Raw genomic sequence first — 25,366 nt, forward strand, 5'->3', positions numbered from 1 at the left:
GAACCGTTATATTACGTCATTTAATTTTTTTTGTCAAATGACATGATCAAAAATTGAAGCCGGATGTTCGCCGACGGAACAGATGGCCATAATTTTTTCTTCAGGCGCAAGTTTCATGAGGGTGCGCGCCTCGCGATCATCTCTGAGTATCCGACAGGTGCATCCCAGGCCCAGAGCAGCCGCTGCCAGATAAACCGCCTGAACTTTCACGCCGACATTGATGGCACGTGCCCGATCATTGAGTTCACCTTCAGAGAAATCAGTCTTAAAAGCTTTTTGAACCAATTTCGTAGTAAAAGTCTCGGTTTTTCGTTTATCGGACACAAACACCAGGTGTTGGCTTGCAAGCTTCATCCAGGTTTTGATTTCACCGAAGTGCTCGCGTTGGTCTTTTCCTTCGATAAAGAGCAGGGCGTGGCGTTTGGGCAGATACTTCCAAATGCCATTGGCCTGTACTACGTAGATTGTCACATCCTGCCAATTCAAGGCCGAAGGGGTGGTTCGCTTCATGCCCTTTTTCCGATTGATGCCGCTTGCAGCCCATAAAAGCGAGGAGACCATTTCTTCGTCAATGGGTTCGCCTGAGAAGTCGCGCGAGGAGCGACGTTTTTCAAGCGCTTGCTGCAGCGTCATATTAAGCGGACGCGGCATCGGGAGCATTCTTAAAACATCGTTTTCACCGATCGGTTCGAGCGGTTCACTCTCTTCCTTATAACGATCAAGCATCGTTTCAAGTTCATCAATTTCAAAACGATCGAGCCACTGATCGAATTTGTCCTTGTAGCGCTCCTGTACATCGTCCCACTCGATGAGAAACTCATCTTGTTTGGCTTTAACTTCTCGGGTGAAAAGTTTCTGGCGTGCTTTGATGCCGATTTTGGCGTTTTCCCAGTCTTCGGTCAGCCGCGTCTGTTTTTCTTTCAGTTCAGCTTTCAGATTTTCAATGGATTTTTTCAGTTTCGCTTTAACGGGCATGATTAAATCCTTAATTTCTTATTCAAGCGTCTTTCTTCTTCGCTTTGGGATTACGAGGTTTGTCAGGCGCCTCTTTCGTATTTTTAATCAAATGTTCAATGGTTAAAAGCGGATGCTTCAGAAGCATTCTGGGGCCTTCTTCACGCATGATCTGGCGAGCCTTTTCTTTCTCCTCTGCCCGATAGCAGTGAATCTTGCATTTGAGACACGTCGGTTTTTGCTCTCCGAACGGGCAGCAGGCCAGGCGCGTTAACGCATAAACGAGAAATTCCCGACAATCCTCACACAACGTGTCTCCTCCATGGTGACGCTTGCAATAGTCTTTCACCATGGATTTGAGCATGGTTGCTTCTCGCTTTAACGCACCGCTTTGGAGTCGTTCGGCTTTGACCTTCGGTTCAATGTTGTCCATCGTAGTCCTTAAAGATTTTTAACGGCTGCAATGATCATGTCCCAGAAACGCTTATGATCAAGTTTGAGCGCGACGCTGGTATGACAATCCTCAGGAGCAGGTTTTCTCAAATCCACTACTGTCATGCCGTTTGTATAGAGACCCCGGTACTCAACATGAACGGGGGCCTTGCGCACTTGCATCATCGTCGGATCAATGACGTAGGCGACGGCGCAGGGATCGTGTACGGGCGGTTCATCAAAGCCTTTGGAGCGCTTGTAGGTTTCAGAAAAGCGTGCGAGTACCTGAGTTAAAAAGCGGGCGGCATCGGTGTCAATGGCAGCGATCTCATTTTTCACTTCGGCGGTGGCAAGCGCCTGATAGGTGAGGTCAAGCCCGATCATCACGATGGGCCACTTCTCTTCAAAAACGATGTGAGCGGCTTCCGGGTCATTTTCAATATTGAATTCAGCCATGGGCTTGATGTTGCCGATGTGGCACCCTCCGCCCATCAACACCACTTCTTTGACCCGTTCAACAATTCGGGGTTCCATGCGCACCGCTAAGGCTATATTGGTTAAGGGACCGATGGGGACAAGGGTGACGGTTTGGGGCGGCTCGCGCATGACGGTATCGATAATGAATTGCGCGGCGTTGCGCTGATCGACCGTGTAGTCGGCCTCAGGCAACGTACAGCCGTCTAGGCCTGATTCACCGTGGATATTGGCCGCGACCACAACTTGGTCACGCAGTAACGGTCGGGCAGAACCCGCCGCAACGCTGACATGATCCAAATGAGCCAGCTTGGCAATTCGAAGCGCATTTCGAGTGACTTTTTCCAATGTTTGATTACCGGCAATCGTGGTGATACCCAACACTTCCACATTGGGGTTGCCTGCGGCCAGTAAGAGTGCCACAGCATCGTCGTAGCCGGGATCGCAGTCAATGATGATTTTTTTCTTATCCATATAAGCCTCAGAGTTGAACTTTTTGTTTGCGTACTTCTTTGATATCGGGAATGGAGGGTACAGCACCCGCCTGAGTGACGCAGATTGCAGCAGCAAGCATGGCTTCATCAATGCGTTTTTCAAAGTCCTCGATTCTGCCATGTTCGAAGTAAGTCATGACAGCGCCGATCGCGTAGCCTACAAAGGTGTCACCCGCTGCGGTGGTATCAACTGCCTGAACCTTGTAAGCTGGAAAAAGCCGTCGATAGGGGACAGGACCCGAGAGCTCGCAGATCATGCCTTTTGAGCCTAAAGTCAGAAAGAGGTGAGCATGGAGCAGGCGTGCGCGAAGTTTATCCAAAAGCACTTCAGGGTCTTTTTCTTGAGTTTGTAAAATCCCTTCGGCTTCTGTTTCATTGACAATGAGCACATCGACAAGTTCCAGGGGATAGCTTAAAACTTCGTCACTGAAGGGGGCCGGGTTAAAGACCGTGTGAAGCCCGCGCTTTTTCGCTTCCGAAAGAATATCGGGTACTCCGTTGACTTCATTTTGCATGAGCACCCAATCGCCGGGTGTCAAATCATCGAGTGCACGACAGAGATGTTCTTTGGTGATTAAATGGTTGGTGCCCGCAAAGTACAAAATGGCGTTTTCCGCATCAGGTGTGACCTGAATGACGGTGTGGCCGCTCGGGACCGTGTCATTGACAGTCAAAAAACGGGTATCAATCCCGACGCTTTTGATGAAATCCAATATAAAAAGGCCGTCTTTTCCCAATACACCGGCGTGATTCACGTTAAGCCCGCTTCGAACGGCAGCAACCGATTGGTTAAGACCTTTGCCACCCATGAAAATGTCTCGTCTTGTTGCTTCAAGCGTTTCGCCTGCCCGCAGGAAGTGTTCTACCTGATAGACGTAATCAATATTGATGGATCCGATATTAAGCAGACGCATGAGTTGACCTTTCGTGGGTTTTTGATGGAGGTATTGTAGCGAAAGGAAGGGGAGGGGAAGGTTGAAGAAATTGTGCGCAAATGTATTTTCAAAAAGAAACCCCCGGAGGTCAATTGCCGCCGAGGGTTGTTCTTTTTGAAGCGATCGAAGGATTACTTCACGCGAGAGCGGTATTCGCCCGTGCGGGTATCCACTTCGATCTTGTCGCCCGTTTCAACGAAAGCGGGGACTTGGAGGACGTAGCCCGTCGTCAGGCGAGCAGGCTTCATCACCTTACCGGACGTATCACCCTTGACAGCCGGTTCCGTGTATTCCACTTCGCGAACGAGGATGGTGGGCAATTCGATGCTGATGGCGCGACCTTCGTAGAAGACCACTTCTGCGGGCATGCCGTCTTCGAGGTACTTCAAGGCGTCTTCCATCACGTCGGCTTCCACTTCGTATTGGTTGTAGTCGGCGTCCATCCAGACATAGTGCGGATCGGCAAAGTAGCTGTAGGTGACTTCCTTACGGTCGAGGATGAGGTCCTCGAACTTGTCGTCGGCACGATAAACGGTTTCAGTACCGGCACCGGTGAGCAAGTTCTTCAACTTCATCTTCATCACGGAGGCGTTGCGGCCGCTCTTGGAGTATTCAGCCTTCAACACAACCATCGGTTCCTTGCCGATCATTACCACGTTGCCGGCGCGCAGTTCTTGTGCAATTTTCATCTTTTAACTTTCCTTTTCGAACCCGAGCTTGCTCCGATTTTTTCGGTAGCGACCCGAATTGTCGGACAGTCGGGTTCTTTAAAAATAGTGATATCGGGGATTAACCCCAAAGAAACGTTTCTCTTTTCGCTCTTGGCGAAAACGCGTTATTTTATCCGTTTTTGATGATTTGCGAAAGTTTTCGGGATAAGGACCCCATCTGACGCAGATCGGTGGCGAAGGCTTCAGTGGCCTGACGCCAATCGACAAGGTTATCGATGAGTTTTTTTAAACTTGGGGCACTGAAGCGGCCTTGATTCATCATTTCCTGAAGTTCGCACCAGGTATCAAAAAGCTTCTCATCTTTAAAGTAAGGCTTTAAACGATTCTGCAGAGCCCGAAGTTTAACCATATGCACTTCATCGTCTTGGTGATAGATATGCCACAGGAAGGGGACGCCTGCAATCATGGCGCGGGCTGCGCTGTCTTCTCCCCGCACAAAAGCGACGTCACTTTTCCACAGTAACGGATCAAAATCCTTCTGGGCCACAAAAGGTAAAAGCGTGCGATGGATTCCTCGGGCGTTAAGTTTGTCTAGGGCACTATTTAAAAGTGATCCCGCTTCGCTTTTTGAGATACTGAGCTTAATCGGATAATTGAGTTCGTTCAAAGCTCGGACAATTGCCTCAATGGGACCGTAAGGGTAAGCAAAAAAGAAAATATTGAGAGCCCGATCGTCCTTTGGAGAGGATTTTTCAAATGCCGCTTTGTCTTTTTCGTAATCGTTTTCGATGATGAGACCTCCCGAAGCGGGGGTGACGCCCGGGAAATAATTGATTTTGATAAGGCCGGATGTCGGATCAATCGAAGGAACCAAGTGACACCCTTCAATCCAATCCTCAGCACTGAAGTAGTCGATATTGAACCACTTGGGCTTACGTTGAGACATTCTGTGCTGATAATCTGGTGGCAGCCTGCAGGCAAAACCCTCTATGACGACATCGGCACACTGAAGTGTGCACGCTCCCTCATCCCAGTCTTTTTCCCACAGGCAAACAGTGATACCCTCAGCCTCACCAATTTTTTCTGTCGGACAATTTTGTAAGCAGCCTGCAAGATACTTCAGCGTCCCGGGCTCGTCGATAATGAGACGCACCGCAAAGCCCTCGGCATGCAAGGCCCGTGCCAGACGCCACATGACCCCCGCGTCACCGAAATTGTCGATTACACGGCAAAAGATATCGATTGACTGAGATTGCGTACAGGTCATAAACAATTACAATGTCTGAAATTGAAAATTGAGTAAGTGTAAGCCAAGCGAGAACAAAATGGCGTTTGATGCAAAACCCATCCTTCAGAATTTACCGGGTCTGCCCGGCGTCTACCGTTATTTTGATGAAGCGGGGCATTGTTTATACGTGGGCAAGGCTCGTGATCTCAAGCGTCGGGTGAGCAGCTATTTTCAGAAAAAAGATTTAAGCCCTCGCATCGCCATTATGGTTTCTCAGATCGCACGGATGGAAACCACCGTGACTCGGTCTGAGGCCGAAGCGCTCTTGCTGGAAAACAACCTCATAAAAACACTCAGTCCGAAATACAACATTTTGTTTCGTGACGATAAAAGTTATCCCTATTTAAAAATCAGTGCAGAAGACTTCCCGCGCGTGTCCTATTATCGGGGAGGCGTCGATAAGAAAAACCATTTTTACGGGCCCTATCCCAATTCACAAAGTGTGAAGGAAGCGATTCAGATTCTGCAGAAAGTCTTTAAGTTGCGTACTTGCGAGGGTCCCGTATTTAAAAATCGTTCCCGTGTGTGCCTGTTGGCTCAGATCGGACGTTGCTCAGGACCTTGTGTGGGAGCAATCAATAAGGAAGATTATGCGCGCGATGTGGCCCGCGCTCAGCAGTTTCTTGATGGGAAATCCGAAGATTTGATTCAAGAGCTGCAGGCGAAGATGCTTCAGTTTTCCGAAAACCTGGAATTTGAAAAGGCTGCTGTTGTGCGCGATCAGATCGCAGCGCTCTCCAACGTTCTTCATAAGCAAACCGTAGAGACCACCGGGGGCGATGTGGACGCGGACATTATCACGGTTGCTGCGCGAGGCGCGGATGTGTGCGTGAATCTGGCGATGGTCAGAGGTTCGAGGCACTTGGGTGATCGTGCGTACTTTCCGAATATTCCGAAGGGGCAGGATGTTGATGAGGTGGAAATTTTTGAAGCCTTTGTGAGCCAACATTATGAGACGATGCCTGTGCCTTCTTTAATCATTACGGACGTGCCGGGCGAAAAAGAGGAGTTGGAAAGCGTTTTGACCGAGCTCTCTGAAAGACGGGTGACGGTTGTTCATTCACCCACCGGTGTCAGACGAGAATGGCTCAATATGTGCAAAACAAACGCCGATATTGCGCTTGCTCGCCATATGGCTATAGAGGGCTCACAACTGTCTCGCTTAAAAGAGCTCTGTGAAGTTCTCGATATTTCCGTACCGAACGACGATTGGATGAAGGTGAGGTTGGAGTGCTTTGATATCAGCCACACGGCAGGTGAAGCCACACAGGCTTCCTGTGTTGTCTACGAGGGAGCCGGCATGGCGCACAACCTCTATCGGCGCTTTAATATTACGGGCATTGAACCCGGAGACGACTACGCAGCGATGCGTCAGGTAATTGAAAGACGCTATTTGCCTGTGAGTCGCGGCGAGGCTGAACTGCCCACTGTTGTTCTGATCGATGGCGGTAAAGGTCAGGTGAAAATGGCCAAAGAGGTTTTCACTGAACTTGGGCTTGATACGTCGGTCATTGTGGGGGTGGCCAAAGGCGAAGGACGCAAAGTGGGATTGGAAACATTGGTTTTTGCCGATGAAGGCCGAGAGCCTTTGGTGCTCGGACGTCGGTCTCAGGCTTTGATGTTGGTAGCTGAGATTCGGGATGAGGCTCACCGATTCGCCATCACCGGCATGCGAGCCAAACGAGCCAAAACCCGAAACACATCAAAATTGGAAGATTTTGAAGGGATAGGCCCCAAGAGAAGGCAGAAATTATTGAACCGATTCGGTGGAATGCGTGGATTAAAGAACGCAAGTATCGAAGATATTGCTAAAATCGAGGGGATTTCGCGAAAGCTTGCCGAGCGAATCTATTCTCAGTTGCATGGGCAAGCGCCAAGAGTTTTACAAAACACAAATGAGTCGTAAACCTTTACCGGTCAATGTACCGATGATTTTAACCTGGGCTCGTATCGCCCTGATTCCGTTAATCATCGCGGTTTTTTATATTCCGGATCAAATTCTGTCGCCCTTTATGCAAAATGTCTGGGCCACAATCATTTTTGTGATTGCGGCACTCACGGACGCCTTTGACGGCTACTTCGCCAGACGTTACAACATGGAAAGCGCAATCGGCGCTTTTTTGGATACCTCAGCTGATAAATTAATGGTCTGCGCGGCGCTCATCGTTTTGTTGGATTTCAATCGGGTCGACATGTTGGTAGCACTCATTATCATCGGCCGGGAAATTACCGTGACGGCGCTTCGCGAATGGATGGCCAAGGTCGGGGCTGCAGCCCGTGTGAAGGTGAACTGGTACGGAAAGATCAAAGCCATTGCACAAATGGTGGCCATTCCGATGCTGCTTTTCTATGAACCGATTTTCGGAATTTCGATGGCCTGGTTGGGTACGATTTTGATTTATGTGGCGGCTATCCTTACCGTGTACTCGATGATTGTTTACTTGAGAGCGGCAGGGCCCTACTTAAGTTCGGAACCCAATACCAAACAGGATAAATGATCCTTTAATTCTTTCTCGTAAGGCTCGATTACGGTCGGGCCTTTTTTATTGGCTCCGAAATTTTAATCGCGCCCATCTCAAGCTACGGCTACTCCAATACAGTCATCTTTTGTTACAATAATTAATTCTACTTTTACTACTTTGAGGACTCCTGACGATGGATCCGTTTAATGCAGGGTGGCTGTCAATTTTGCCGCCGGTAATCGCCATTGTTCTGGCGCTTTGTACGAAGGAAGTGATTTCTTCCCTTCTGATCGGTATTTTGTCCGGCACATTGATTTATACGGTCGGTATGGATCAACCCAATATTCTGATGGGGACGGTTGAATCGACTTTTAAATTGATGAGTACCAAGGTGGACTTCAATATTTTGATGTTCTGCACCATGTTGGGGGCGCTCGTTTATGTGATCAGTATGGCGGGCGGCAGCCGAGCCTACGGCGAGTGGGCCATTCGCCGAATTCGCAGCCGTCGTGCATCTTTGCTCGCTTCGGGCGGCTTGGGTGCTTTCATTTTTATCGACGACTACTTCAACTGCCTGACAGTCGGCACCGTGATGCGTCCGGTGACTGACACCTATCGAGTCTCGAGAGCCAAGCTTGCCTATATCATCGACTCGATGGCCGCACCGGTCTGTATCATTGCTCCGATTTCTTCCTGGGCTGCGGCGGTCGGCAGCAGCTTGAAATCAACCGGCGCGTTCGAGAGCGATTTTGCAGCCTTTGTTTCCACCATTCCGTATAACTTCTACGCTTTGTCCTGCATCGGGCTCGTTTTTATCCTGTGTTTCTTTAAGCTTGATTTCGGCCCCATGCGCCGCTCTGAAGAACGAGCTGAGTTGGGCGATGTCGGCAGTACCGATACGGCTACCGATCAAATGCGCGTGAGCGAAAAGGGCACGATCTGGGACATGGTGGTACCGATCGGTGCATTGATTGTTTTTGCCGTTTTATGCTTGATGTATTCGGGCGGTTACTGGGGAGACGATCCGGCTTATCACACATTTTCCTCTTCTTTAGGTAACAGTTCGGCATCCTCTGCCTTGGTTTGGGCTTCGTTTGGCGCCATGGTTGTTGCCTTTTTCATGTTTGTGCCGCGCAAGGTGGTTTCTTTCCGTGACTTCATGGACGGTTCTGTTGAAGGGATGAAGATGATGTTGCCGGCCAATATCATTTTGGTGTTGGCCTGGACAATTTCCGGCGTCTGCCGTGATCTGCTGCAAACACCGTTGTTCGTTGAGTCGCTTGTGACTACCGGAGGCTTCTCGGCCATGTGGTTGCCGGCTGCGGTATTTGCCCTGGCAGCCTTCCTCTCGTTCTCGACAGGCACAGCGTGGGGTACTTTCGGTATTTTGATTCCGATTATTGTTCCGGTGGCTCAAGCCTTGGATCCGGGTCTTGTCGTCGTTTCCTTGTCTGCTACGCTTGCTGGCTCTGTTTTCGGTGATCACTGCTCGCCCATTTCCGATACAACCATTTTGTCGTCGGCAGGGGCGGGGTGCTCGCATATCGAACACGTTGCGACCCAATTGCCTTATGCCTGGGTGGCTGCTATTGCAACTTTTGCCGGTTATGTTACGGCAGGCTTAACGGACGCTAATGTTTACCTCAGTCTCACGGTAACGTTTGTGGTCTTAGTCGGCTTAGTGGTGACGTTGCACCTGATGGGCAACAAAAAAGAACCACAGACTGCTTAAAAATTAAAGATAAGCAAAAAGGAGGCGGTTCTTGCGAACTTTGCCTCCTTTTTTGTAAGGATATCAGTTGAAACTATTTGAGTACTTTAGCCTCAATGGCATCAAGTTCCATCGACGTAAAGTCTTTATCCACCTCTGCAGTGAGTTCCATCAACGCATCCTTTTTCACATGAGACCAGTTTTGATCGTCATCGAGATCAACAAGGATTGTGTCGCCCTTGGCGTCGGTGAATTCATACTTGTCTTTCTTCACTTGCTTGGTAAAGCGCCCGTCGATCACAACAATTTGATCGTCCTTGGCTTCGCTCTTTAATTGTTCAATAGACGCCATCTTTTGATGGGTAAAGCCTTGGGGAGCACCGGGGCGATCCTTTGAATCAAAACCGGTGGGACCGGCAGCCAAAGCGGCAAAAGGAACAGCCATGGCACAAAGGGCGGATACTAACGTGACTTTCTTTAACATATCGGATCTCCTATTTATTAATTCTTTCGTTTTCTTTAGTGTGCAGTTTAGAGGGCTAGACTTAGTGAAAAAATAGGGGAAACTTAGCTCTTCCTATGTCAGTGCAAAAATTTGCAACTGAACAGAGGCAACTAGGAAGGATTTTTGAGTTTTGTGCGTGAAAAAACTTGACAAGGGTAGGTTCATCATTAAAATACGGAATTCTTCGACGCGGGAATAGCTCAGTTGGTAGAGCGCAACCTTGCCAAGGTTGAGGTCGCGAGTTCGAGACTCGTTTCCCGCTCCATCCTCTTTTAAGAGTGTGATGGCGCGATAGCAAAGCGGTTATGCAGCGGATTGCAAATCCGTTCAGAGCGGTTCGACTCCGCTTCGCGCCTCCAAAAATCTTGTACGGGGAGTCGAAATGCGGGAATAGCTCAGTTGGTAGAGCGCAACCTTGCCAAGGTTGAGGTCGCGAGTTCGAGACTCGTTTCCCGCTCCAGATTTCAGAAGTAAGCCGACCTTGAGTTGGCTTATTTTTCACCGATTTGGGTAGGCCGAGTGACGGAATTGGTAGACGTAGCGGACTTAAAATCCGCCGCCAATTAAAACGGCGTACGGGTTCGATTCCCGTCTCGGCCACCAAAAAGCTAAAGCCTGAGAGTCTCAGTGATTCTCAGGCTTTCTCTTTAAGTCTCACGCAACCCCTGCAATTACTGGAGGTTGGAGCATTTCTCCTAGTCTCTAATTGTCTCTATTAGTCTCTTTGATTCTCTGCCGAGCGCATGCAATAATGTATCCATAATGGATAGAAAGATAATGTTGTAATGTATCCATTTATTTTGGAGATAGGGATATGGCCAATCGTGTTGTTTCAATGCTGACAGATCGACAAGCAAAGCTCGCAAAGAAAACTATCGCTGTTGGTGGAGTGAAAGGTTTAACTCTAAGAGTAAGAGCAACTGGAAGTGGTATTTCCAAATTCTTTGTAATGAGAATGATTGTTGATGGTAAAGAGGTTATACAAACTATTGGTCAGTATCCTCAGGTATCTCTTGAATCCGCAAGAAAAATCGGCCTTGAATGGAGAGAGAAAATATTAGCCGGACGCCGCCCCAGAGAAGAAGCAATAATGGAACGAAAAGCAAAATTACTTGAAGAAAAAGCGATCAAACACTATACGGTTCAAAGGATGCTTATTGATTACTGTGATTTTGGAGAAGATAGACTTTGGCGTAATGATGAGATAAAAGGGCAAAAAATATCGAAAAGCCATTCAGAAATCGTAAATGGTTATATGCGAAACCATATTCCAGAGTCAATTCTCTTTATGAACGCTCAAGATTTGACACCCGAAGTTCTCGCTCAGGCATTTAAATATAAGTGGACAACTATGATTGACACACCAGAACGAGTTATCGGTGAGATAAAGAGGGCTTTTGACTTTGCTATGCGGTCAGGAAAAATACAACCATGTCTTAACCCTGCTGATTTAAAAGGTCGACTCCGTGATCTGCTGCCTCCCGACTCTATGAGAGCTCAAAAAAGTCATCAACCTGCGCTACCGGCTGATCGGATTCCAGAGCTATTTGCAGAGTTACAAAAACATCCAAGCATTACTTCAAAACTGATTCAGTACACTATTTTGACAGTAAGTCGAGCTTCAAACGCTCGTCTCTCACTTTGGTCCGAAATTTATTTTGATACAAAAGAACACCCACAGGCTCCGGTACAGGTGACAAAGCGAGACGAAATGAAAGTAAAAAGAGTCATCAAATTTGACAAAGAAACACCTTTATCGGAACAAGCGGTCAATCTTTTAAAGAACTTACCTAAATTTGTAGCATCTGAAGGATATGATTTTGTCTTTGCAAAAGCTTCAGTCGAAGGGGGGATATCTCCTTTATCTGAAGCAACCTGCAACTCAATGATCAGAAAAATTAACTCCTCTTTAATTAAAAAAGGAGAGTTGCCCTTCGTCGATCCTGACCTAGAAAACCCTGACGGTTCACCTAGGAATATCACTCTTCATGGCACAGCTCGAGCATCATTTGAGGCGTGGGCATACGATTCTGTGCGGTTTAATCACAAGCAGTTTTCCGAGAAAGCCATTGAGCACTGCCTGGATCACGTCACCGAAAAATACAACAATGCCTATTTAAGAAAAGCCGTAATTGGAGAAATGCGAGAAATTCTTCAGGCTTGGGCGGACTACTGTTATTCAAAAACTAAATAACAATATACAATCGGTTTAATTTTTCTTAAATGTTTTGTAAGAATATAAAGCTAGAATAAGCCTGTTTGGGAAAGGAAATGAAATGGCTGTATACATGATTGTTCCGACTGAGGACGCAGCTCGCCTTGAAGCGTTGGTCAAATCAGTCTTCAAAGACAACCCTGATGATATTTATATTCTTCCAAATAAGGGGGCTTGTTTTATTCGTTATGCAAAGACAAGTTCTGAATTAGCTGAAGAGTTGGATTTGGCAGGACAAAAATCAAAAGAAAATCGTCCTTGTCCGGCGGTAGTTACCCTTGTTACTACATACAATGGGTACGCACCGACCACATTGTGGGAGTGGCTGAAAACTCGTATGGAGAAATGATATGTCTCCAAACGATACAAATTCACAAGCGCCTGTAAACCAGAATAGCCCTTTTGAAGGCAATATATCAGCTAGGGATTTTGGTAAATTAGAGGCAAAAGTAGAGTCTCTTAATGATCAAGTTGGGAAGCTAAAAGATAAAGTTGATAAGTTGAACGACCAGAAAAATTGGTTACTCGGTGCCGGAGCTGCTTTAGGCGTTGTTCTTGCAATTTTATGGGATCTCATTAAGTCGGGTGGATCTCAATAGAAGAAGCCCCGGCGGTTCATCGTTCAAAATTGCCGGGGCCTTGTTTAGCCAGTGGTTATTCTACTTGGCAAATCCCATCAAATGCTTGTAACAGTCAAGGTCTTGTACTCGGTACCCGTGAGCGGCAAGCACTCTTTCAAGATTTCCTATTGACCAGCTTTCTTTAAGCTCCCAGAACGATGCGGCAAGCGGAGAATGAACGGCTTTGAGCAAGTCATAGATAGCATCCAGATCTCTTTTGTGAAGATATTTGAACTCATAAACAAACCCGAGAAGGCGTTCACATTCAAGCCGTGTCAGAATGTCTCGCTTTGGCTGAACCTGAACAAGTCTCGTTTCCTGTACTGGAGCAGGTGCTTCAGGAACATGAAGATCAACGGTCTCAATGAACTTCAAACAGTCCTCGAAAAGTGATTGGGGGAGTTGGTCGTAACGTGCGATCTGGTAGCGAAGTTTGATTGCGCGGTAGATTGTTTGGTAGTGGTTCGCAGTCTTTTGTGCTCTGCGTCCTACTGCTTGTTGGATGGCGAGCTGTTGGGCGGGGGTGAGTGTGGCAACTTCCGAGGATTCCTCGGTAGCTGAGTATTGCCCCGTTTTGCGGATGGCGGGCAGCACTTCGGAGGTTACCCATTTCTTGAATCGTTTGGCGCTCGGAAGTTTAGAGCCGAAGATCAGGGCATACATTCCCGATTCATTGACGCAGTTGACCTCTTGCTTACCACCGTTAGTGGTTATTTCCATTTTGGAAATATCCTCTGGGTCAACGTGACGTTTTACAGCGTTGATTGTGTCTTGAAAACCAAGAGCACGACAGATGTCGATTGCAACAAATAAAGGATTAAGGGTGTCGCCGAGTACACGGACTTGAGTGCTTTCAAAACAAAAAGATAATGCAGACATTGAAGTCTCCTAAGCAAGTTATAGAACTAGCTCCCCAACGCCAATTGGGTGAGCAAGGACTTGCGGGTTGGCGTACCGTCGCTTAGGAAACGGCGCTCGTGAAGAGCCCCGCAAGCCTCACTCATAAGAGACTTTCTAAGGGGGTGCTGAAACGCCACCCCCTTTCAAGGCAATAAAAAACCGCTATGAGAAGCGGTGCCTTGAGCACCTAAGCAACATTCGGGACGCCAATCCCGGTCACGTCTTTTTCCGTGACACAGTGAGTATACATTATTTCTCATCCTCCATGCGCTTGAGTTGGCGATTAAGTTTGAACTCTCTCCAGTCTGAGCATCTCTTTTCTATGTGAAGACCGAACTCGATTTGATCGAGCATGATCCGAACGTCGGCTAACTCTTCTGCAATATGGTCTTTCAGGAAGTCGCGCTCGGTGTTGTAAAACGAGGTCCGTTTGTCATCTTTGCGCAGATCGACGAGTTTTTGAATTGCTTCATTGAGCTCTTTTAACTCTTCTTGTGTTTTCATCAGCTGCGACTGTTCGCCGTAGTGTTTAAAAATGCGTTGGATCTTAGCTTCACTCATTCTTTGCTCTCCGGTTGATACGGCTCGGGCAGTTCGGCCCATGCAATTACTTCAGTATCGGGGCGATTGTCGAACATCTCCCATTCGCCACATTCCTTAGAGTCAGCCCATGTATCTTTCTCAACTTTCTTTACTTGGCTTTTCCCGTAGTGCTTTACAATGGTCACAAGATATGCTTTCGTGTAGCTTTTCGGTTTTTCTTTGGGATACGGATGCCACGTTGTCGTTTCTTTCTTGCCTAGTTCATACATTTTGTTAAACATCGGCATAGCCCCGTCAAACAAATGATCGTAGGCAATGCAGTCGATCATTCCAGTCCAGTTCATTCCACGAATGAGACTCTCAAAGTCCGACTTAATCTTTTCTTTTGCTGGTGCTTTTGGCGAAATTCCATTATTCATTTTCTAACTCCGGCTGATATGGTTCAGGCATATCTATATACGCCAAGCGGTGATATATACGAAATACATATTTGAATGCCCATCACCGAAACCATCGGCATCATCTATATAGGTGTCGGTATCAACACCGCCATCTCTGTTTGTGACAAAAACAGTGGTCATCTCGTAAGGTCTTTTACCTTCGGTTATTTTTCCGTATTTATTAACTTTTACCGGGTGCCAGTCAACGTGCGTCATGATTTTCTCCATTACTTCAATAATTCGATTTTCTGCCTAACCGCCTTAACAATTAGCGCCTCATAGCGTGCGTCATATTCGGCCATATGCTGACAAGTATCAATCATCGTCGCTTGTTCTTTTAAGTCGTCAAGTTTTTCTTGGCTCAAAAAGTCTCGAATTGTTCTCACGTCACGCAGTTGGTAATACTTCCATGGAATTTCGATTTGAAAATGTTTGAACCAATATTCGAGGTGTTTATAGTCGAAGTCCGGCGAGCACCCCCAAAAGTAATCCGGCTCGTTCTCCTTAATGAAGTCATTTAATCGGTTTAAAGCTATTTCGAGCCCATAACGGCGTTCGCTAGAATCAAAAGCCCTTTGTATTGCGGGCCTTTCTGGAACTGTCGACCACCAAAGCAACGTATCCAGGTCAAATTTTCCCGGGTGTGAATTAGGATCAATCAACAGGGTCAAGCCATAAGCACCACAACTCGCGGCAATTTCCAAGATCGTAGAACCCGGTTCTTTTCCGAGTGTTTCAATGTCAATCACTAAATCAACGTACTTCATTTTCATCCCCTTTAAAAAACACCAGCCAGATTCACTTCGCTTTCTCCTTGCGATAGTCAATCCCGATCTGATCCTGAGCTCTGCGTAGCTGAACAATCAGCGACAAAAGCTGCTCTCTGAGCTCGTCGTGGTGTCCGATCATGCAGTCTCTTGCCGCTTGGATCTTTTCGCGTGCGGTTTGCAGTTCGACCGATGCCATCAGAAGTTCTTCGGTTCGGGTAGCAATTCTGTTGTTGAAAATTGGGTTCATTCTTCTTCACTGCCTCTATCTATGTTGATTAGAATTTCGTCAACTGTTGTTTTTGTAGTGATGATTCGATTGAATGACAAAAATAAGATTTTGTAATCCTTAAGATAATTCCTATCTGTCATATCGTGAATCAAAACCTCGCGCTTACCGTTTTGTTCGGTTCTGATCTGACGGAGGAACTCGATCAGGTTATCTAAAGTCATCAGAAATCTCCCTCTGCACATTGAAGACACGTAACGCCATTGCGGCGCCACATGTCAACAACCTGTTTGCGGTCATCAACAGTGAAAAGAACTTCGTAGCCTTCAGCCTTAAGTTTGTCTAGCATTTCTTGCTTTACCTGATAATCAGGCCGATAGTCTCCAGCCGGACGCATGTATAAGTTCGTCAAAAGGGTGTGCCAACCAAGGGTTTTATGCAGCCACTCTTCAGTCTGTTGACGATAATTTTCGGGTCTGCCCGTAAAAATAAAAACCTTCAACTTATCTGTTGTGGAAGATCGATAAAGCCAATCAAGAACGGCTTTGCAAAGAAAGACAATTGCTTCTTTGGGAGTGTCATTAACCATTTCCGAGTAGAAGGCGTCCCAGTCTTTCTTTTCACCTTCAACAAAATGTCTGCGGTGGCTGCAATCGGCTAACGTGCCATCGATGTCAAAAATAATTGCTCGTTTCATTTTGTATTCACCTTAATAATTGTCTCTTCCAGTTCTTCGTTGACATAAGATTTCACGAAGTCCAAGAGAACATCAGGAATTTCTTTTACAACTTGGCTGCTTGCAATAGTCGGAATGACATACATTGCAATTAGAGTTTTTTGCGATGGGATAGTTATCAGACTGAATACACTGACTGCGGTAGCTATAAGAACTAATTTAAAGTGTTTGTATAACTTTAATTTCTCATCAGATACGACAGCATCCGAATAGAGCGTAAAGAGAGCAATACATGTTGCTATTCCAATTCCCGTTGTCACGGCCAGAAAAGCGTCTATCTTTCCTATTAATCCGATCAAATATATTGTTAACGGTGTAACTTCCATAAAAAAACTCCTAATTAGCACCCATGCAAAGCGTGGTTGATCCGCTGTTCGATTTCATTTGAGTTGTACTCGAGTCGGCCAGCGCCGCGCCCAGCGAGGTAATCTTTCATTGCACAAAAGAGGCGAATGAAGTGTTTTGGGGCCGTGTCCAGCATCTGCTGACAGACGTCACCAGCTACCAGCATTCCGTCTCGGATCTTTACGCTCTCGTCGCCGGTTGCTACGAAACGAACAGTCGGATCATCTAAGGCACCGGCTTTGATCCCTCTCTGGTAGTACGTATGAAAGGCGTCCTGCGCCTCTAAAAAGACCGAGTAGCTGTCTTTGATCCACTCGTCGTTCAGAGTCTTTGTGATGTTGTACAAGTAGACGCTGCACCAACTGCAAAAGTTCATCGTGTCTCGCATGCATGCGACATCATCGTAGTTACACATTCCTCTAACCAACTTGATCTCAGCAATCATTTCAGCGTTGAGGAAAAGGTTTTTGATTGCGTTGATCTGTTCTTCTGGCAGCCAGATAGTGCTGTATGTGAATTTCTTCTTATGCAGCAGCTTCTTGCCCTTGGCGTTTTTTCTGTGTTTGCTTTTCGGCATCACATTCTCCCAAGTCCAAACTCAGCAACAAGAACACCTGCGGCAAGAAGGATCAGCGTTACAGAAATCACAACTCGGATCATGCTGCGCTCCGCATCGGTCGATTGGAAACCCACGCCTTAATATCTTCATAGCGCCAGAGGTTCGACTTCACACCGACATCAACTGGGCGAGGGAAAGAAGCATCGTATAGTTTGCTTTTCTTTTGCATCTTGCGGTAGATCGTTGCCTTGCCTAGGCGAGTAAAAGCGATCACGTCATCAATATCAATGAGCAATTGGAGTTTGTCATCAATCTGCATTACGGCTTGCATTGTTCATCTCCATTTAATTAATGGTTGGGGTACTTGCCTTTGGTTTGTTCATCGTTAGACCTCTTTTCGGATTAAGGAGTGGCTTTCCCCCGGTGGGTGGATTGGCGGCGAGCCGTGGCTCTACCCGGTCACGCTCCGGCACGACTGACCGCCAAAGCTTTTACAACGGTAGCTCTTCAGACTGAACTTCTTCAGTCACGGGTTGCGCTTCAACAGTCTCGGCTTCGGCCTTTGCCTTGCGTGCTTTGAGTTTGTCCTTCAAAGAGGGCTCGGGCTTTGCTTCAATTGCAGCAGGGGCCTTGCTCTCGTCCGGTTCAAACCAGTCGGAAGGCGAACTCATTCCATCGCGAAGGCTCGTGTAGATAGAACGCAAGCGAACAATCTGAGCGGGCTTGATAGCTTCTGCACGGCATTGACAGAACTTTTCGATTTGCGCTTTGGTTACACCCATCGGTTCGAACGCTTCGATCAACTTCTTAATGCCTTCGGCCGTAACGTCCGTGTGGGACTGAAGCGTGATCTGGCACTGATTGACGGCGGCTTCAACAACGTCACCGGGCACCACAGCCAAGATGCAGGCACGCAAACGGCGAGCGCCTTGGTTAGCGACTAATTCGTAGATGTCGCGAGGATCTTCGAGTTTGTAGCTTCCCTTCTTTGTGTGGCGGATGTGCGGTACCGTGAATGTGATTTCACGGCGGGTGTTCGTTTCAACGTCCCAAGCGAAGGCTTGTACTTCAGACTTCCCGCCTTGGTTGCTCAATTCACGAATGCCAAACTGCATATTGCCCCATTGCTGGGCCACGGCTTCCGCTAAACGGATGCTGGGGCCGGTAATGCTGGAGCCACCTCTTGCGTATGCATAGATGGCAGATTCCGCCAAAGACGGTCGGCAGCATGCGTTCAGGATTCGATCCATTGCACGCTTCTGATCACGAGGATTGGTGCGAGCAATAAACAGGGCGGCCTGAACTTCGGCCACGGCACGGCTGCTTTCGGTCGCTTGGGTAACGGTCGTCGCCATGGCTGGTGCCATGCTCTTGCCATCATCAAAAGGATTCATCATTGCGGTGCTTGTCATTTTCTCTTCAGTCCTACAGTTATATCTTCAAAACAAAGCGGCGGGCGGGTGCGCCGGTCTTCAGGTATTGGTTGTAAATATCGGGCATGGCGGCCTTAAGCGCAGCACTGTCAAAACGGGCAACAGGCTTGCTGCTCTTCCAGGTGCAAATCACTTGTCCAAGATGAGAGAGTGTGTCGGCCTCTCCCATCGCAGCTTGGATGGCGGCCTTGTGGGTCTCCTCTTCTTCCTTCAAAGCCTTCAGCTTTTCTGTGACGAGGGCCAGCTGCTCGACGTGATCAAAGACTTCATCCGTGGCTTCGACTGCTGCTTTCTTAGAAACAGGGAAAGCAACTTTCATTTCTTCGATAGTCATCGGAGGCGGCGGGAGTTGAGGTTCAACATGGTTGTGCCAGAAGTCGGCTTCGGCTTCGATCAGCAGCGCTTCAAGTTCCGGATCAGACTCGACTGTGTAGATGCGGAAGTCGGAGGCGCCGATCAGCACGGCGACGTCGCAGGAGTTGATGCCTAGCACGGTCATGTAGTGCTGTACTTGGGTTTTGTAGTAATCGGGGATCTCGTCCGTACCTTCTTCGCCCCAACCTTGCTGCGTGCGCGCGGTCTTGATTTCAACGATGCGACCGTCCGTGCGGATGCCGTCCACGTCAGCGATCATGAACTCATGCTCGGGGTGCTGAAACATCACACCGGGGACAGAAACTTCCATGCCGACGGCTTCGGCGTACTTCTGACGGATCACCGGCTCCAGGCGGCGGCCCCATTCCATGCTGGCGTTATCGCTTTCTTCAGGGGTTTCGATCTTGGAGATGTAGACGTCAAGAGGCGTGCGCCACTTGGATAAACCCAGGAGGGCAGCAACGTCAGAGCCACCGATGCCGATCTGACGGAGTTTGAGCCAGTCGGCGCGGGTGGCGGGCAGGGGAATTAAATTAGCGATTGTCATTTTGCGTGAGTCCTTTTTAGTTCAGAGCGGTTTAAGCAGCGAGTTTTTCTTCTTGATCGATAGAGTTGATCTCATCATCGGTCAGCTCCCAGTCTTCCTTGACGTACTTGCAAGATACGTAGCGAGAAAGAAAGATGGTTGCCCAGTTGCGGGAAATTCCGACTTTCATTTCGCCGATGTCAAAAGTGCAGTCATCCTGCTCGGCATTGAAGATGGTCTCGGCTTGGGTGATGATGGATTCGGCGCGGGCTTCATCAGCGCATACGGCTTTGATGAAGTCCTTGGTTTGTTGCGTGAGAACGTATTTCATATAGAGCCTCTTAGTACGGATCGACAATTGATCCAAGCCAAAGCACGAAGTACAGAAAAGCAAAAATGCTGATGAGTCCCCAGAAATCGGGGTCTTTCAAAAACTTCGGGATCAGTCTCATTTGTCTCTCCGGAAAATAAAAAAAGCCCCCGATTTCTCGGAGGCCTGTGGAATAGGGTGCCCGTCTTTCCGGGCTGTCATCCTCATGGGATAATGAAGGTGTCAACTAACAACTATCCTGAGGAGGGATTGTTATGTCTAATAGGAAGGTTCTTAACTTCAGAGGAAAGAACGGCCATATTTACCATTTTCAGGTTTACGGTAAAAATGAACAGCTGCCATCCACTGCGGCCTTATATGCTTTCATGAATTACTCAAATGGTGAGTGGCGTGTCCTGTACATCGGTCAAACAATTGATCTTCCAGAACGAATGGAATCTCACCATAAGTGGCACGAAGCTGAGCGCTTGGGTTTTAACTATCTTGCTGTTTGTCTTGATGTGAGTCTTTTGATGATTGACGATGACGAGAAGAACTTGATTCAGTTTTACAATCCTCCGTGTAACGAACAGCTTCGCCGATAACTGGAGACATAACAGCATCGAACGCCTGCCAGGCTGCAGCCATTGCAAATAACAGGCGTTCTTCACTTTTAACGGAAGCTTTTACCGTCATCTGACCTTTGGTAATTTCGACTATCATCATTAACCTCTTTGAAAAAGCCCACTGAAACTACTACGTTCTGTAGTAGTTTCGATTGGCCTTCTCGGGTGGCAGGCCCCGCCAACGGACGATCCTTTCGGAAAACCGTGTCGCGCTCGCACTCGTGATAGAGCCACCTATCAGTCTCAGCGGTCCGAGGTCTTTTACCTCTTGCCCCCTGCCTTTGGCGCAGGGGGTTGAAAGAAAAATTTAAATTCCTACAACTGATAATTTAAACTAAATTTAAATTGATTGCAATAGACGGTTTAAATTTATTTAAACGGGAAATTTAAAATTCTTGATTTGAGTCAAATGTAAAGACAACAAAAAACCGCCCGGAGGCGGCTAAAACATAAGAGATTATCTTTTTATAAATGATTTAATTTTGTCTATGCCGACAACGATAACCATTATTGTGGTACCAATAATTAACCATGCTTGACATATTGTGGTCGCAGGTTTTTCAATACCCAAAAATATTAGTCCCCAATAGATCGGGCAAAGCATTGATGCAAAAAAACTAGCCAGAAGCATTTCTGTAACGGAAGAGTATGGTTCATAGTTGCAGGCAAATAGAAATGTTGCCAAAACTATGAATAGGTATGCTAGGCCAAGTTTTTCTAAATACATATACACATTTTCCAAATCAAGAAAACCCGCCGGAGCGGGTGTTTATATGATTATTTGGTTGCAATAGATTCCAATCGATACTTCGTGCCACTTTTCTTAGTTGAAGAAGTGACTTGCAGCTTGACAGGGATGTGATCTTTCACTGCATCCCAAAGAACCTCTACATCAGATTCATCTTGAAACAAATCCTCTTCAACGCTGATCGTAATTTCTTCTTTCGTACGAAGATTTTGCGCTTGGATTTTGATAAGACCAAGATCTTTATTGTTAATTTGGAAGACCAAAAATTCTTCTGTAAACGTCGAAACTTGAGCGGGTTCTCTCGCTGCCGGTTGACGAATATCAGCGAGATCTTTTTCCGTCAATGTGCGTGTGCCATAGGTTAAAGATTTTGCTCCAGAAGCGCTTTTTGCTATTTGCTCCATATTTTCGTCGTGCATATCCAATGCTTTTTGAATTTGTTGGGCTTCAACTTTGTTAATTTCAATTAGCTGACTAATGATGTCCTTATCTTTCAATGCTAATTCATTACGTTGATGAAGCTCGTATCCCTTATAGCTTCCAAAAGAAAGCAAAGCGCATAAGCAAAGAATAAAAATTTGCCTTGATGTCATTTTGTTTGCCAGCTTTCCTGCAATGTTTTTTAAGGGACCTAACCAGTCTGCTTCGTTTTCGGTACATCCTGGTCTAATCTTGAACTGCAACGTATATAGTTGCTTATCTTTGCCAAGTAGCTTGATGTTATCACTATCGTACAACGCTTGTGCGCAAAAATGGTAGAAACTATCCTGTAATAATCCCAAACCTTTTGCGAAATCTCCAGAAATTGAGCAGTCGTACTTATCGCCTTCAACCTTGATGAATATTGACTTTGAATCTTTTTTTGATTCAAGTAACTCTACGAAAAGGTCGAAGACATTTTCTTTATTGATATTTTCGTTAACAAACTCTTGAATTTCTTCAAGTGTAATGAAACACTTCTCTTTTCCAATTACTTCTGTCATACAGGTAACACGTAATTTAAGTTGATTTGATTAAAACGGCCCGCTGCCGGAGCGGTCAAAGCGTTCCGCCAGTCCAGAAATAAACGACGCGGCCGATGATTCTTATTTCATCTTCTGGCTTAAGCTCAAAAGACTGATACTTTTTATTGTCACTAATCATGAGTAGGGTGCGGCTTGGCGTCTTCTGGAAGCGTTTTACATAAACTTCTCCGTTTACCATGGCCACATAGATCGAGTCGTATAAGACTTCATTGACTCCATGATCGATTAGCAAAAGATCTCCAGAGTTAATAGTAGGCTCCATGGAGTCGCCAGAAGCTGTGATCATGTCTAAATTGTTCCGATTGGTATACCGAACATTTCGCTTTAACCAATCCTCAAAAAAATCTATGCGCCTGACGATTTGTTCCGAGAAGTTTATGCATCCTGTGCCGGCTGAGGCCCTGACCTCAAGCAGAGGGACCGAGATAATTCCCTCTTGTTTATCTTCTCTTTCGCCAATACCGAGGTGCATCCACTCGGAAGACTTGCCGGTTGCTTTTGCAAGGGCGTCCAGTCTATCCATCGAAGGACTGGAGATTCCTTCTCTATAAGCCCGAACTGCCTGGGGTGTGACACCCATTTCTCGTGCTATGGCACTCATAGACTTACCGGATTCATCAATGGCCATCCGTATGCGATCAGTTAAATCCTGCTTCATATAAACCTCCGTAATTCTTAGGATACAACATATAGTTTAAAAAGGTTTAGATTTTTACTTGCAATCTTTAAATTTAAAATTTAAAATAATTAAAACAAATAATTTAAACATTGCATCATGAATAAAACTGACGCTTTAAAACTTGCGGTGGCTAAGGCAGGGAATATGTCTCGTCTTGCTCGTTCTTGTGGTGTCACTCCTCAAGCCGTTCGTGCTTGGATTGTCCGTGGCCAGATACCTCTTTCCAGAGTGAAGGATGTCAAAAAGGCCACAGGACTTTCTCTAAAAACCCTACGACCTGACTATTTCGGTGAAAGGTCCTAACAAGGTGGTTGTATGGCTCGCTATCGCAAAATCGATCCGCGGATTTGGAACGATGAGAAATTTGCATCCCTTTCTCATGAAGGTCAGCGGATGTTTCTGTTTGTTCTGACTCATCCGTCCATGACATCTTTAGGAGCCTTTCGTATTTCACGCGAAGGTATGGCTGCTGAGTTGGGATTGGACGAGAAAGGGTTTGCTGAACCCTTTGCCGAACTCTTACAAAAGGGTTTGGTCATGTATGACGAAAGGGTATTTTTAGTCTTCGCTCCAAACTTCCTGAAATACAACGCGCCCGAAAACCCAAATGTTGTTAAAGGGTGGGGGACGGCTTTGGATTTTCTTCCTGAATGCCCACTTTTAGTTGATGTTCTCATTCGGGCAAAAGTGTGCGCTTCCACAAGCAGCGGGCTTTTAAAGGCTTTTGAAAATACTTTAGGAAGGGTTCTAGAAACCCTTTCGAAACGGTATAGCAAACCCTTTGAGAAGGGTATGGCAAAACAAGAACAAGAACAAGAACAAGATATATCTACTAACGTAGATAAAAAAGAAAAAATTAAAAAAGAAAAGAAATCCAAACTGAAAACGGTTTTGTCCAAACCCGATGACGTTTCTTCAGATCAGATCTGGAGTGACTTCAATGCGCTACGCAATGCAAAGCATGCGCCCTTAACCGAGACAGCCCTAAACATCATCCGCAAAGAAGCAGAGAAAGCCGGTATCACTCTTGAGCAAGCTTTGGAGACATGCTGCATGCGAGGCTGGCAGGGCTTCAAAGCCGAGTGGTACCTCAAAGGGCAAAACAATTCACGTTTCCAATCCTACGGCCCCAGGGACATAGAGCTCGAATTCAGACCGGAAGACTACGAAGGAGGACTGATCAGTGACCTCTTGCAACGATAACACCCAAGTTCTTTTCAACGGGCGCCCGGTCCATTACTGGCGTGAGTGTCCCGTTCACGGAAAAGTTCCCGCCTCATACGTCGGCGTGTATGGAGACATTTGGCCCATTGATGAATGCCCCAAGTGCAAAGAGCAGCGACTTATGGAAGAGCGTTTGAACGGCTCCATGATCCCGAAGCGCTTCCGAAACAAAACGCTTGATAACTTTCAAGTCACAGAAAAGTTTCAGCAGTTCGTCAAAACCATTGCCCAAGACTACGTGGCCGATTTGGAAAACAACATTGCCAATGGCGTGAGTCTGGTTTTCCTCGGACCGTGTGGTACCGGCAAGACGCACCTGGCCTGCGGCATTGCTCATGAAGCAATCAGCCGCGGCCGTACGGCTCTTTTCGTTTCCGTTTCAACGCTCATCCGTAAGGTGCGCGCATCGTGGGGAACGAAAACCGAAGAGGAAACGCTCAAGGTTTTCACCGACTGTGATTTCCTGATCCTTGATGAGGTCGGCATCCAGGCCGGGACGGAGAATGAACGAAACATTCTCTTTGACGTGCTCAACACGCGTTATGCGGACATGAGGCCAACGATTGTGATTTCAAACCTCAAACTGGTTGAGCTCACGAACTACCTCGGTACTCGGATCATCGACCGTCTTTCGGAAAACGGCGGGCAGGTAGTGCCCTTTAAAGGAGCAAAAAGTTTTAGACAGGGAGCAAAGGCATGAGTTTGGGATACGACACGCAGTCCAAAATTGACAAAGTAGTCTGTAAGAACCAAAAACATATCACAGTGAACTTTCAGGCGCTTTTTGGGGCAAAGCCCTTAACGATAGTCGAAACCCTTCTTAAAACCTTTTCTCGTGAGTTTGAGAAGGTACACGATAAGTCCAAGGTCGTACGAAATCTTCAATGCAAAATCCTCATCAAAGGATTCACTATTGGTGAAGATTTGGGCGGTAAGACCAGTCAGAAGCTTGTCGAAATCCGAAAAGAGTTTGAAAACCGCACCGGTTTGCATCTTTCCGGTTTTGATTCTTTGTACCAGCAGGTCGATAAATCAAAGCAGGAACTTCCTAATTGGACGTTCACTTTCAGCTTCTACGATGTTGATCCGTTAGATACCTTCACCGGTACGGCGGCTTGGGATCTCTATAGGTAGGGAACT

35 protein-coding genes and 4 tRNA genes are annotated in these 25,366 nt (G+C 46.9%); 15 read left to right on the forward strand and 24 right to left on the reverse strand.

The window, feature by feature from the left end; all coding sequences use genetic code 11:
• Positions 1-33: 33 nt before the first annotated feature.
• From H5985_RS02450 to earP, 6 genes are all read right to left on the reverse strand, one after another.
• Positions 34-975 (reverse strand): nitroreductase family protein, encoded by a 942-nt coding sequence (locus tag H5985_RS02450; protein ID WP_205049735.1) that lies wholly within the window; start codon positions 973-975, stop codon positions 34-36.
• Between the two features lie 22 nt (positions 976-997).
• Positions 998-1,387: a nitrous oxide-stimulated promoter family protein gene (locus H5985_RS02455; RefSeq protein WP_205049736.1), complete on the reverse strand. Its 390-nt coding sequence runs from the start codon at positions 1,385-1,387 to the stop codon at positions 998-1,000.
• An 8-nt stretch (positions 1,388-1,395) separates the two neighbouring features.
• Positions 1,396-2,334 (reverse strand): uridine-preferring nucleoside hydrolase UriH, encoded by a 939-nt coding sequence (gene uriH, locus H5985_RS02460; protein WP_205049737.1) that lies wholly within the window; start codon positions 2,332-2,334, stop codon positions 1,396-1,398.
• A 7-nt stretch (positions 2,335-2,341) separates the two neighbouring features.
• On the reverse strand, positions 2,342-3,268 hold the full coding sequence (locus H5985_RS02465) for a ribokinase (protein ID WP_205049738.1): 927 nt from the start codon (positions 3,266-3,268) through the stop codon (positions 2,342-2,344).
• A gap of 152 nt (positions 3,269-3,420) precedes the next feature.
• Positions 3,421-3,978 (reverse strand): elongation factor P, encoded by a 558-nt coding sequence (efp, locus tag H5985_RS02470; RefSeq protein WP_205049739.1) that lies wholly within the window; start codon positions 3,976-3,978, stop codon positions 3,421-3,423.
• 151 nt (positions 3,979-4,129) lie between these two features.
• Positions 4,130-5,227, reverse strand: coding sequence for an elongation factor P maturation arginine rhamnosyltransferase EarP (gene earP / locus H5985_RS02475; protein ID WP_205049740.1), 1,098 nt, complete (start codon positions 5,225-5,227; stop codon positions 4,130-4,132).
• Positions 5,228-5,285: 58 nt separating this feature from the next.
• On the opposite strand from earP, the gene uvrC reads away from it, so the two are divergent.
• The 3 genes from uvrC (at position 5,286) to H5985_RS02490 (ending at position 9,442) form a co-directional block, all read left to right on the forward strand.
• Positions 5,286-7,154, forward strand: a complete 1,869-nt coding sequence (gene uvrC / locus H5985_RS02480; protein ID WP_205049741.1) for an excinuclease ABC subunit UvrC — start codon at positions 5,286-5,288, stop codon at positions 7,152-7,154.
• Positions 7,144-7,746, forward strand: coding sequence for a CDP-diacylglycerol--glycerol-3-phosphate 3-phosphatidyltransferase (gene pgsA / locus H5985_RS02485; protein ID WP_205049742.1), 603 nt, complete (start codon positions 7,144-7,146; stop codon positions 7,744-7,746). The genes uvrC and pgsA overlap by 11 nt, the downstream gene beginning before the upstream one ends.
• A 157-nt stretch (positions 7,747-7,903) precedes the next feature.
• Positions 7,904-9,442 (forward strand): Na+/H+ antiporter NhaC family protein, encoded by a 1,539-nt coding sequence (locus H5985_RS02490; protein WP_205049743.1) that lies wholly within the window; start codon positions 7,904-7,906, stop codon positions 9,440-9,442.
• A gap of 73 nt (positions 9,443-9,515) precedes the next feature.
• Here the strand turns inward: H5985_RS02490 and H5985_RS02495 are convergent, their stop codons facing one another.
• On the reverse strand, positions 9,516-9,905 hold the full coding sequence (locus H5985_RS02495) for a NirD/YgiW/YdeI family stress tolerance protein (protein WP_205049744.1): 390 nt from the start codon (positions 9,903-9,905) through the stop codon (positions 9,516-9,518).
• A 210-nt stretch (positions 9,906-10,115) separates the two neighbouring features.
• Between H5985_RS02495 and H5985_RS02500 the strand changes: the two genes are divergently transcribed.
• The 7 genes from H5985_RS02500 to H5985_RS02530 all read left to right on the forward strand — a co-directional run bounded on the left by H5985_RS02500 (position 10,116) and on the right by H5985_RS02530 (position 12,740).
• Positions 10,116-10,191 (forward strand) — tRNA-Gly (locus tag H5985_RS02500).
• A gap of 20 nt (positions 10,192-10,211) precedes the next feature.
• Positions 10,212-10,285: transfer RNA gene (locus H5985_RS02505), tRNA-Cys, on the forward strand.
• A gap of 25 nt (positions 10,286-10,310) precedes the next feature.
• Positions 10,311-10,386: transfer RNA gene (locus H5985_RS02510), tRNA-Gly, on the forward strand.
• A 53-nt stretch (positions 10,387-10,439) separates the two neighbouring features.
• Positions 10,440-10,529: transfer RNA gene (locus H5985_RS02515), tRNA-Leu, on the forward strand.
• Positions 10,530-10,740: 211 nt separating this feature from the next.
• A complete protein-coding gene (locus tag H5985_RS02520) occupies positions 10,741-12,120 on the forward strand; it encodes a tyrosine-type recombinase/integrase (protein ID WP_205049745.1) in 1,380 nt (459 codons plus the stop codon).
• Positions 12,121-12,202: 82 nt separating this feature from the next.
• Positions 12,203-12,490, forward strand: a complete 288-nt coding sequence (locus H5985_RS02525; protein ID WP_205049746.1) for an RNA-binding protein — start codon at positions 12,203-12,205, stop codon at positions 12,488-12,490.
• Position 12,491: 1 nt separating this feature from the next.
• Positions 12,492-12,740 carry a hypothetical protein gene (locus tag H5985_RS02530; protein WP_205049747.1) on the forward strand — a complete coding sequence of 83 codons (249 nt, stop codon included), beginning with the start codon at positions 12,492-12,494 and terminating at the stop codon, positions 12,738-12,740.
• A 60-nt stretch (positions 12,741-12,800) separates the two neighbouring features.
• Here H5985_RS02530 and H5985_RS02535 read toward each other — a convergent pair whose 3' ends face one another.
• The 14 genes from H5985_RS02535 to H5985_RS02600 all read right to left on the reverse strand — a co-directional run bounded on the left by H5985_RS02535 (position 12,801) and on the right by H5985_RS02600 (position 19,945).
• A complete protein-coding gene (locus H5985_RS02535) occupies positions 12,801-13,640 on the reverse strand; it encodes a BRO family protein (RefSeq protein ID WP_205049748.1) in 840 nt (279 codons plus the stop codon).
• A gap of 270 nt (positions 13,641-13,910) precedes the next feature.
• Positions 13,911-14,222: a nucleoside triphosphate pyrophosphohydrolase family protein gene (locus H5985_RS02540; protein ID WP_205049749.1), complete on the reverse strand. Its 312-nt coding sequence runs from the start codon at positions 14,220-14,222 to the stop codon at positions 13,911-13,913.
• Positions 14,219-14,623, reverse strand: coding sequence for a hypothetical protein (locus H5985_RS02545; RefSeq protein ID WP_205049750.1), 405 nt, complete (start codon positions 14,621-14,623; stop codon positions 14,219-14,221). Before H5985_RS02545 ends, H5985_RS02540 begins: the two co-directional genes overlap by 4 nt.
• Positions 14,624-14,656: 33 nt before the next feature.
• Positions 14,657-14,860: a hypothetical protein gene (locus H5985_RS02550; RefSeq protein WP_205049751.1), complete on the reverse strand. Its 204-nt coding sequence runs from the start codon at positions 14,858-14,860 to the stop codon at positions 14,657-14,659.
• Positions 14,861-14,871: 11 nt separating this feature from the next.
• Entirely contained in the window at positions 14,872-15,411 is a 540-nt protein-coding gene (locus tag H5985_RS02555; protein ID WP_205049752.1) for a 3'-5' exonuclease, read from the reverse strand.
• A gap of 31 nt (positions 15,412-15,442) precedes the next feature.
• A complete protein-coding gene (locus H5985_RS02560) occupies positions 15,443-15,661 on the reverse strand; it encodes a hypothetical protein (protein ID WP_205049753.1) in 219 nt (72 codons plus the stop codon).
• The gene (locus H5985_RS02565; protein ID WP_205049754.1) at positions 15,658-15,864 is read right to left on the reverse strand and encodes a hypothetical protein; all 207 of its coding nucleotides are present in this window, start codon (positions 15,862-15,864) and stop codon (positions 15,658-15,660) included. Before H5985_RS02565 ends, H5985_RS02560 begins: the two co-directional genes overlap by 4 nt.
• A complete protein-coding gene (locus tag H5985_RS02570) occupies positions 15,864-16,337 on the reverse strand; it encodes a phosphatase domain-containing protein (protein WP_205049755.1) in 474 nt (157 codons plus the stop codon). The genes H5985_RS02565 and H5985_RS02570 overlap by 1 nt, the downstream gene beginning before the upstream one ends.
• A complete protein-coding gene (locus tag H5985_RS02575; RefSeq protein ID WP_205049756.1) occupies positions 16,334-16,702 on the reverse strand; it encodes a hypothetical protein in 369 nt (122 codons plus the stop codon). Before H5985_RS02575 ends, H5985_RS02570 begins: the two co-directional genes overlap by 4 nt.
• Positions 16,703-16,716: 14 nt before the next feature.
• Positions 16,717-17,298 (reverse strand): hypothetical protein, encoded by a 582-nt coding sequence (locus H5985_RS02580; RefSeq protein WP_205049757.1) that lies wholly within the window; start codon positions 17,296-17,298, stop codon positions 16,717-16,719.
• A gap of 79 nt (positions 17,299-17,377) precedes the next feature.
• Positions 17,378-17,611, reverse strand: a complete 234-nt coding sequence (locus tag H5985_RS02585) for a helix-turn-helix transcriptional regulator (protein WP_205049758.1) — start codon at positions 17,609-17,611, stop codon at positions 17,378-17,380.
• A gap of 160 nt (positions 17,612-17,771) precedes the next feature.
• Positions 17,772-18,692: a hypothetical protein gene (locus tag H5985_RS02590; protein ID WP_205049759.1), complete on the reverse strand. Its 921-nt coding sequence runs from the start codon at positions 18,690-18,692 to the stop codon at positions 17,772-17,774.
• Between the two features lie 19 nt (positions 18,693-18,711).
• Positions 18,712-19,635 (reverse strand): YqaJ viral recombinase family nuclease, encoded by a 924-nt coding sequence (locus tag H5985_RS02595; protein ID WP_205049760.1) that lies wholly within the window; start codon positions 19,633-19,635, stop codon positions 18,712-18,714.
• A 31-nt stretch (positions 19,636-19,666) separates the two neighbouring features.
• Positions 19,667-19,945 (reverse strand): hypothetical protein, encoded by a 279-nt coding sequence (locus H5985_RS02600; RefSeq protein WP_205049761.1) that lies wholly within the window; start codon positions 19,943-19,945, stop codon positions 19,667-19,669.
• Positions 19,946-20,199: 254 nt separating this feature from the next.
• Between H5985_RS02600 and H5985_RS02605 the strand changes: the two genes are divergently transcribed.
• Entirely contained in the window at positions 20,200-20,529 is a 330-nt protein-coding gene (locus H5985_RS02605) for a hypothetical protein (RefSeq protein WP_205049762.1), read from the forward strand.
• Between the two features lie 478 nt (positions 20,530-21,007).
• Here the strand turns inward: H5985_RS02605 and H5985_RS02610 are convergent, their stop codons facing one another.
• The 3 genes from H5985_RS02610 to H5985_RS02620 are packed head-to-tail and all read right to left on the reverse strand — an operon-like array spanning position 21,008 to position 22,981.
• Positions 21,008-21,277, reverse strand: a complete 270-nt coding sequence (locus H5985_RS02610; RefSeq protein WP_205049763.1) for a hypothetical protein — start codon at positions 21,275-21,277, stop codon at positions 21,008-21,010.
• A gap of 50 nt (positions 21,278-21,327) precedes the next feature.
• Entirely contained in the window at positions 21,328-22,281 is a 954-nt protein-coding gene (locus H5985_RS02615) for a hypothetical protein (RefSeq protein ID WP_205049764.1), read from the reverse strand.
• 55 nt (positions 22,282-22,336) lie between these two features.
• Positions 22,337-22,981, reverse strand: coding sequence for a S24 family peptidase (locus H5985_RS02620; protein ID WP_205049765.1), 645 nt, complete (start codon positions 22,979-22,981; stop codon positions 22,337-22,339).
• Between the two features lie 117 nt (positions 22,982-23,098).
• Here H5985_RS02620 and H5985_RS09630 point away from each other — a divergent pair, with 117 nt between their 5' ends.
• The 4 genes from H5985_RS09630 to H5985_RS02640 are packed head-to-tail and all read left to right on the forward strand — an operon-like array spanning position 23,099 to position 25,360.
• Positions 23,099-23,305, forward strand: coding sequence for a YdaS family helix-turn-helix protein (locus H5985_RS09630; protein WP_205049766.1), 207 nt, complete (start codon positions 23,099-23,101; stop codon positions 23,303-23,305).
• A gap of 12 nt (positions 23,306-23,317) precedes the next feature.
• Positions 23,318-24,205 (forward strand): hypothetical protein, encoded by an 888-nt coding sequence (locus tag H5985_RS02630; protein ID WP_205049767.1) that lies wholly within the window; start codon positions 23,318-23,320, stop codon positions 24,203-24,205.
• Positions 24,186-24,926, forward strand: a complete 741-nt coding sequence (locus tag H5985_RS02635) for an ATP-binding protein (protein ID WP_205049768.1) — start codon at positions 24,186-24,188, stop codon at positions 24,924-24,926. The genes H5985_RS02630 and H5985_RS02635 overlap by 20 nt, the downstream gene beginning before the upstream one ends.
• Positions 24,923-25,360, forward strand: coding sequence for a hypothetical protein (locus tag H5985_RS02640; protein WP_205049769.1), 438 nt, complete (start codon positions 24,923-24,925; stop codon positions 25,358-25,360). Before H5985_RS02635 ends, H5985_RS02640 begins: the two co-directional genes overlap by 4 nt.
• Positions 25,361-25,366 lie beyond the last annotated feature (6 nt).

This window comes from Parasutterella secunda (assembly GCF_016901835.1).
GTDB classification, from domain to species: domain Bacteria; phylum Pseudomonadota; class Gammaproteobacteria; order Burkholderiales; family Burkholderiaceae_F; genus Aphodousia; species Aphodousia faecavium.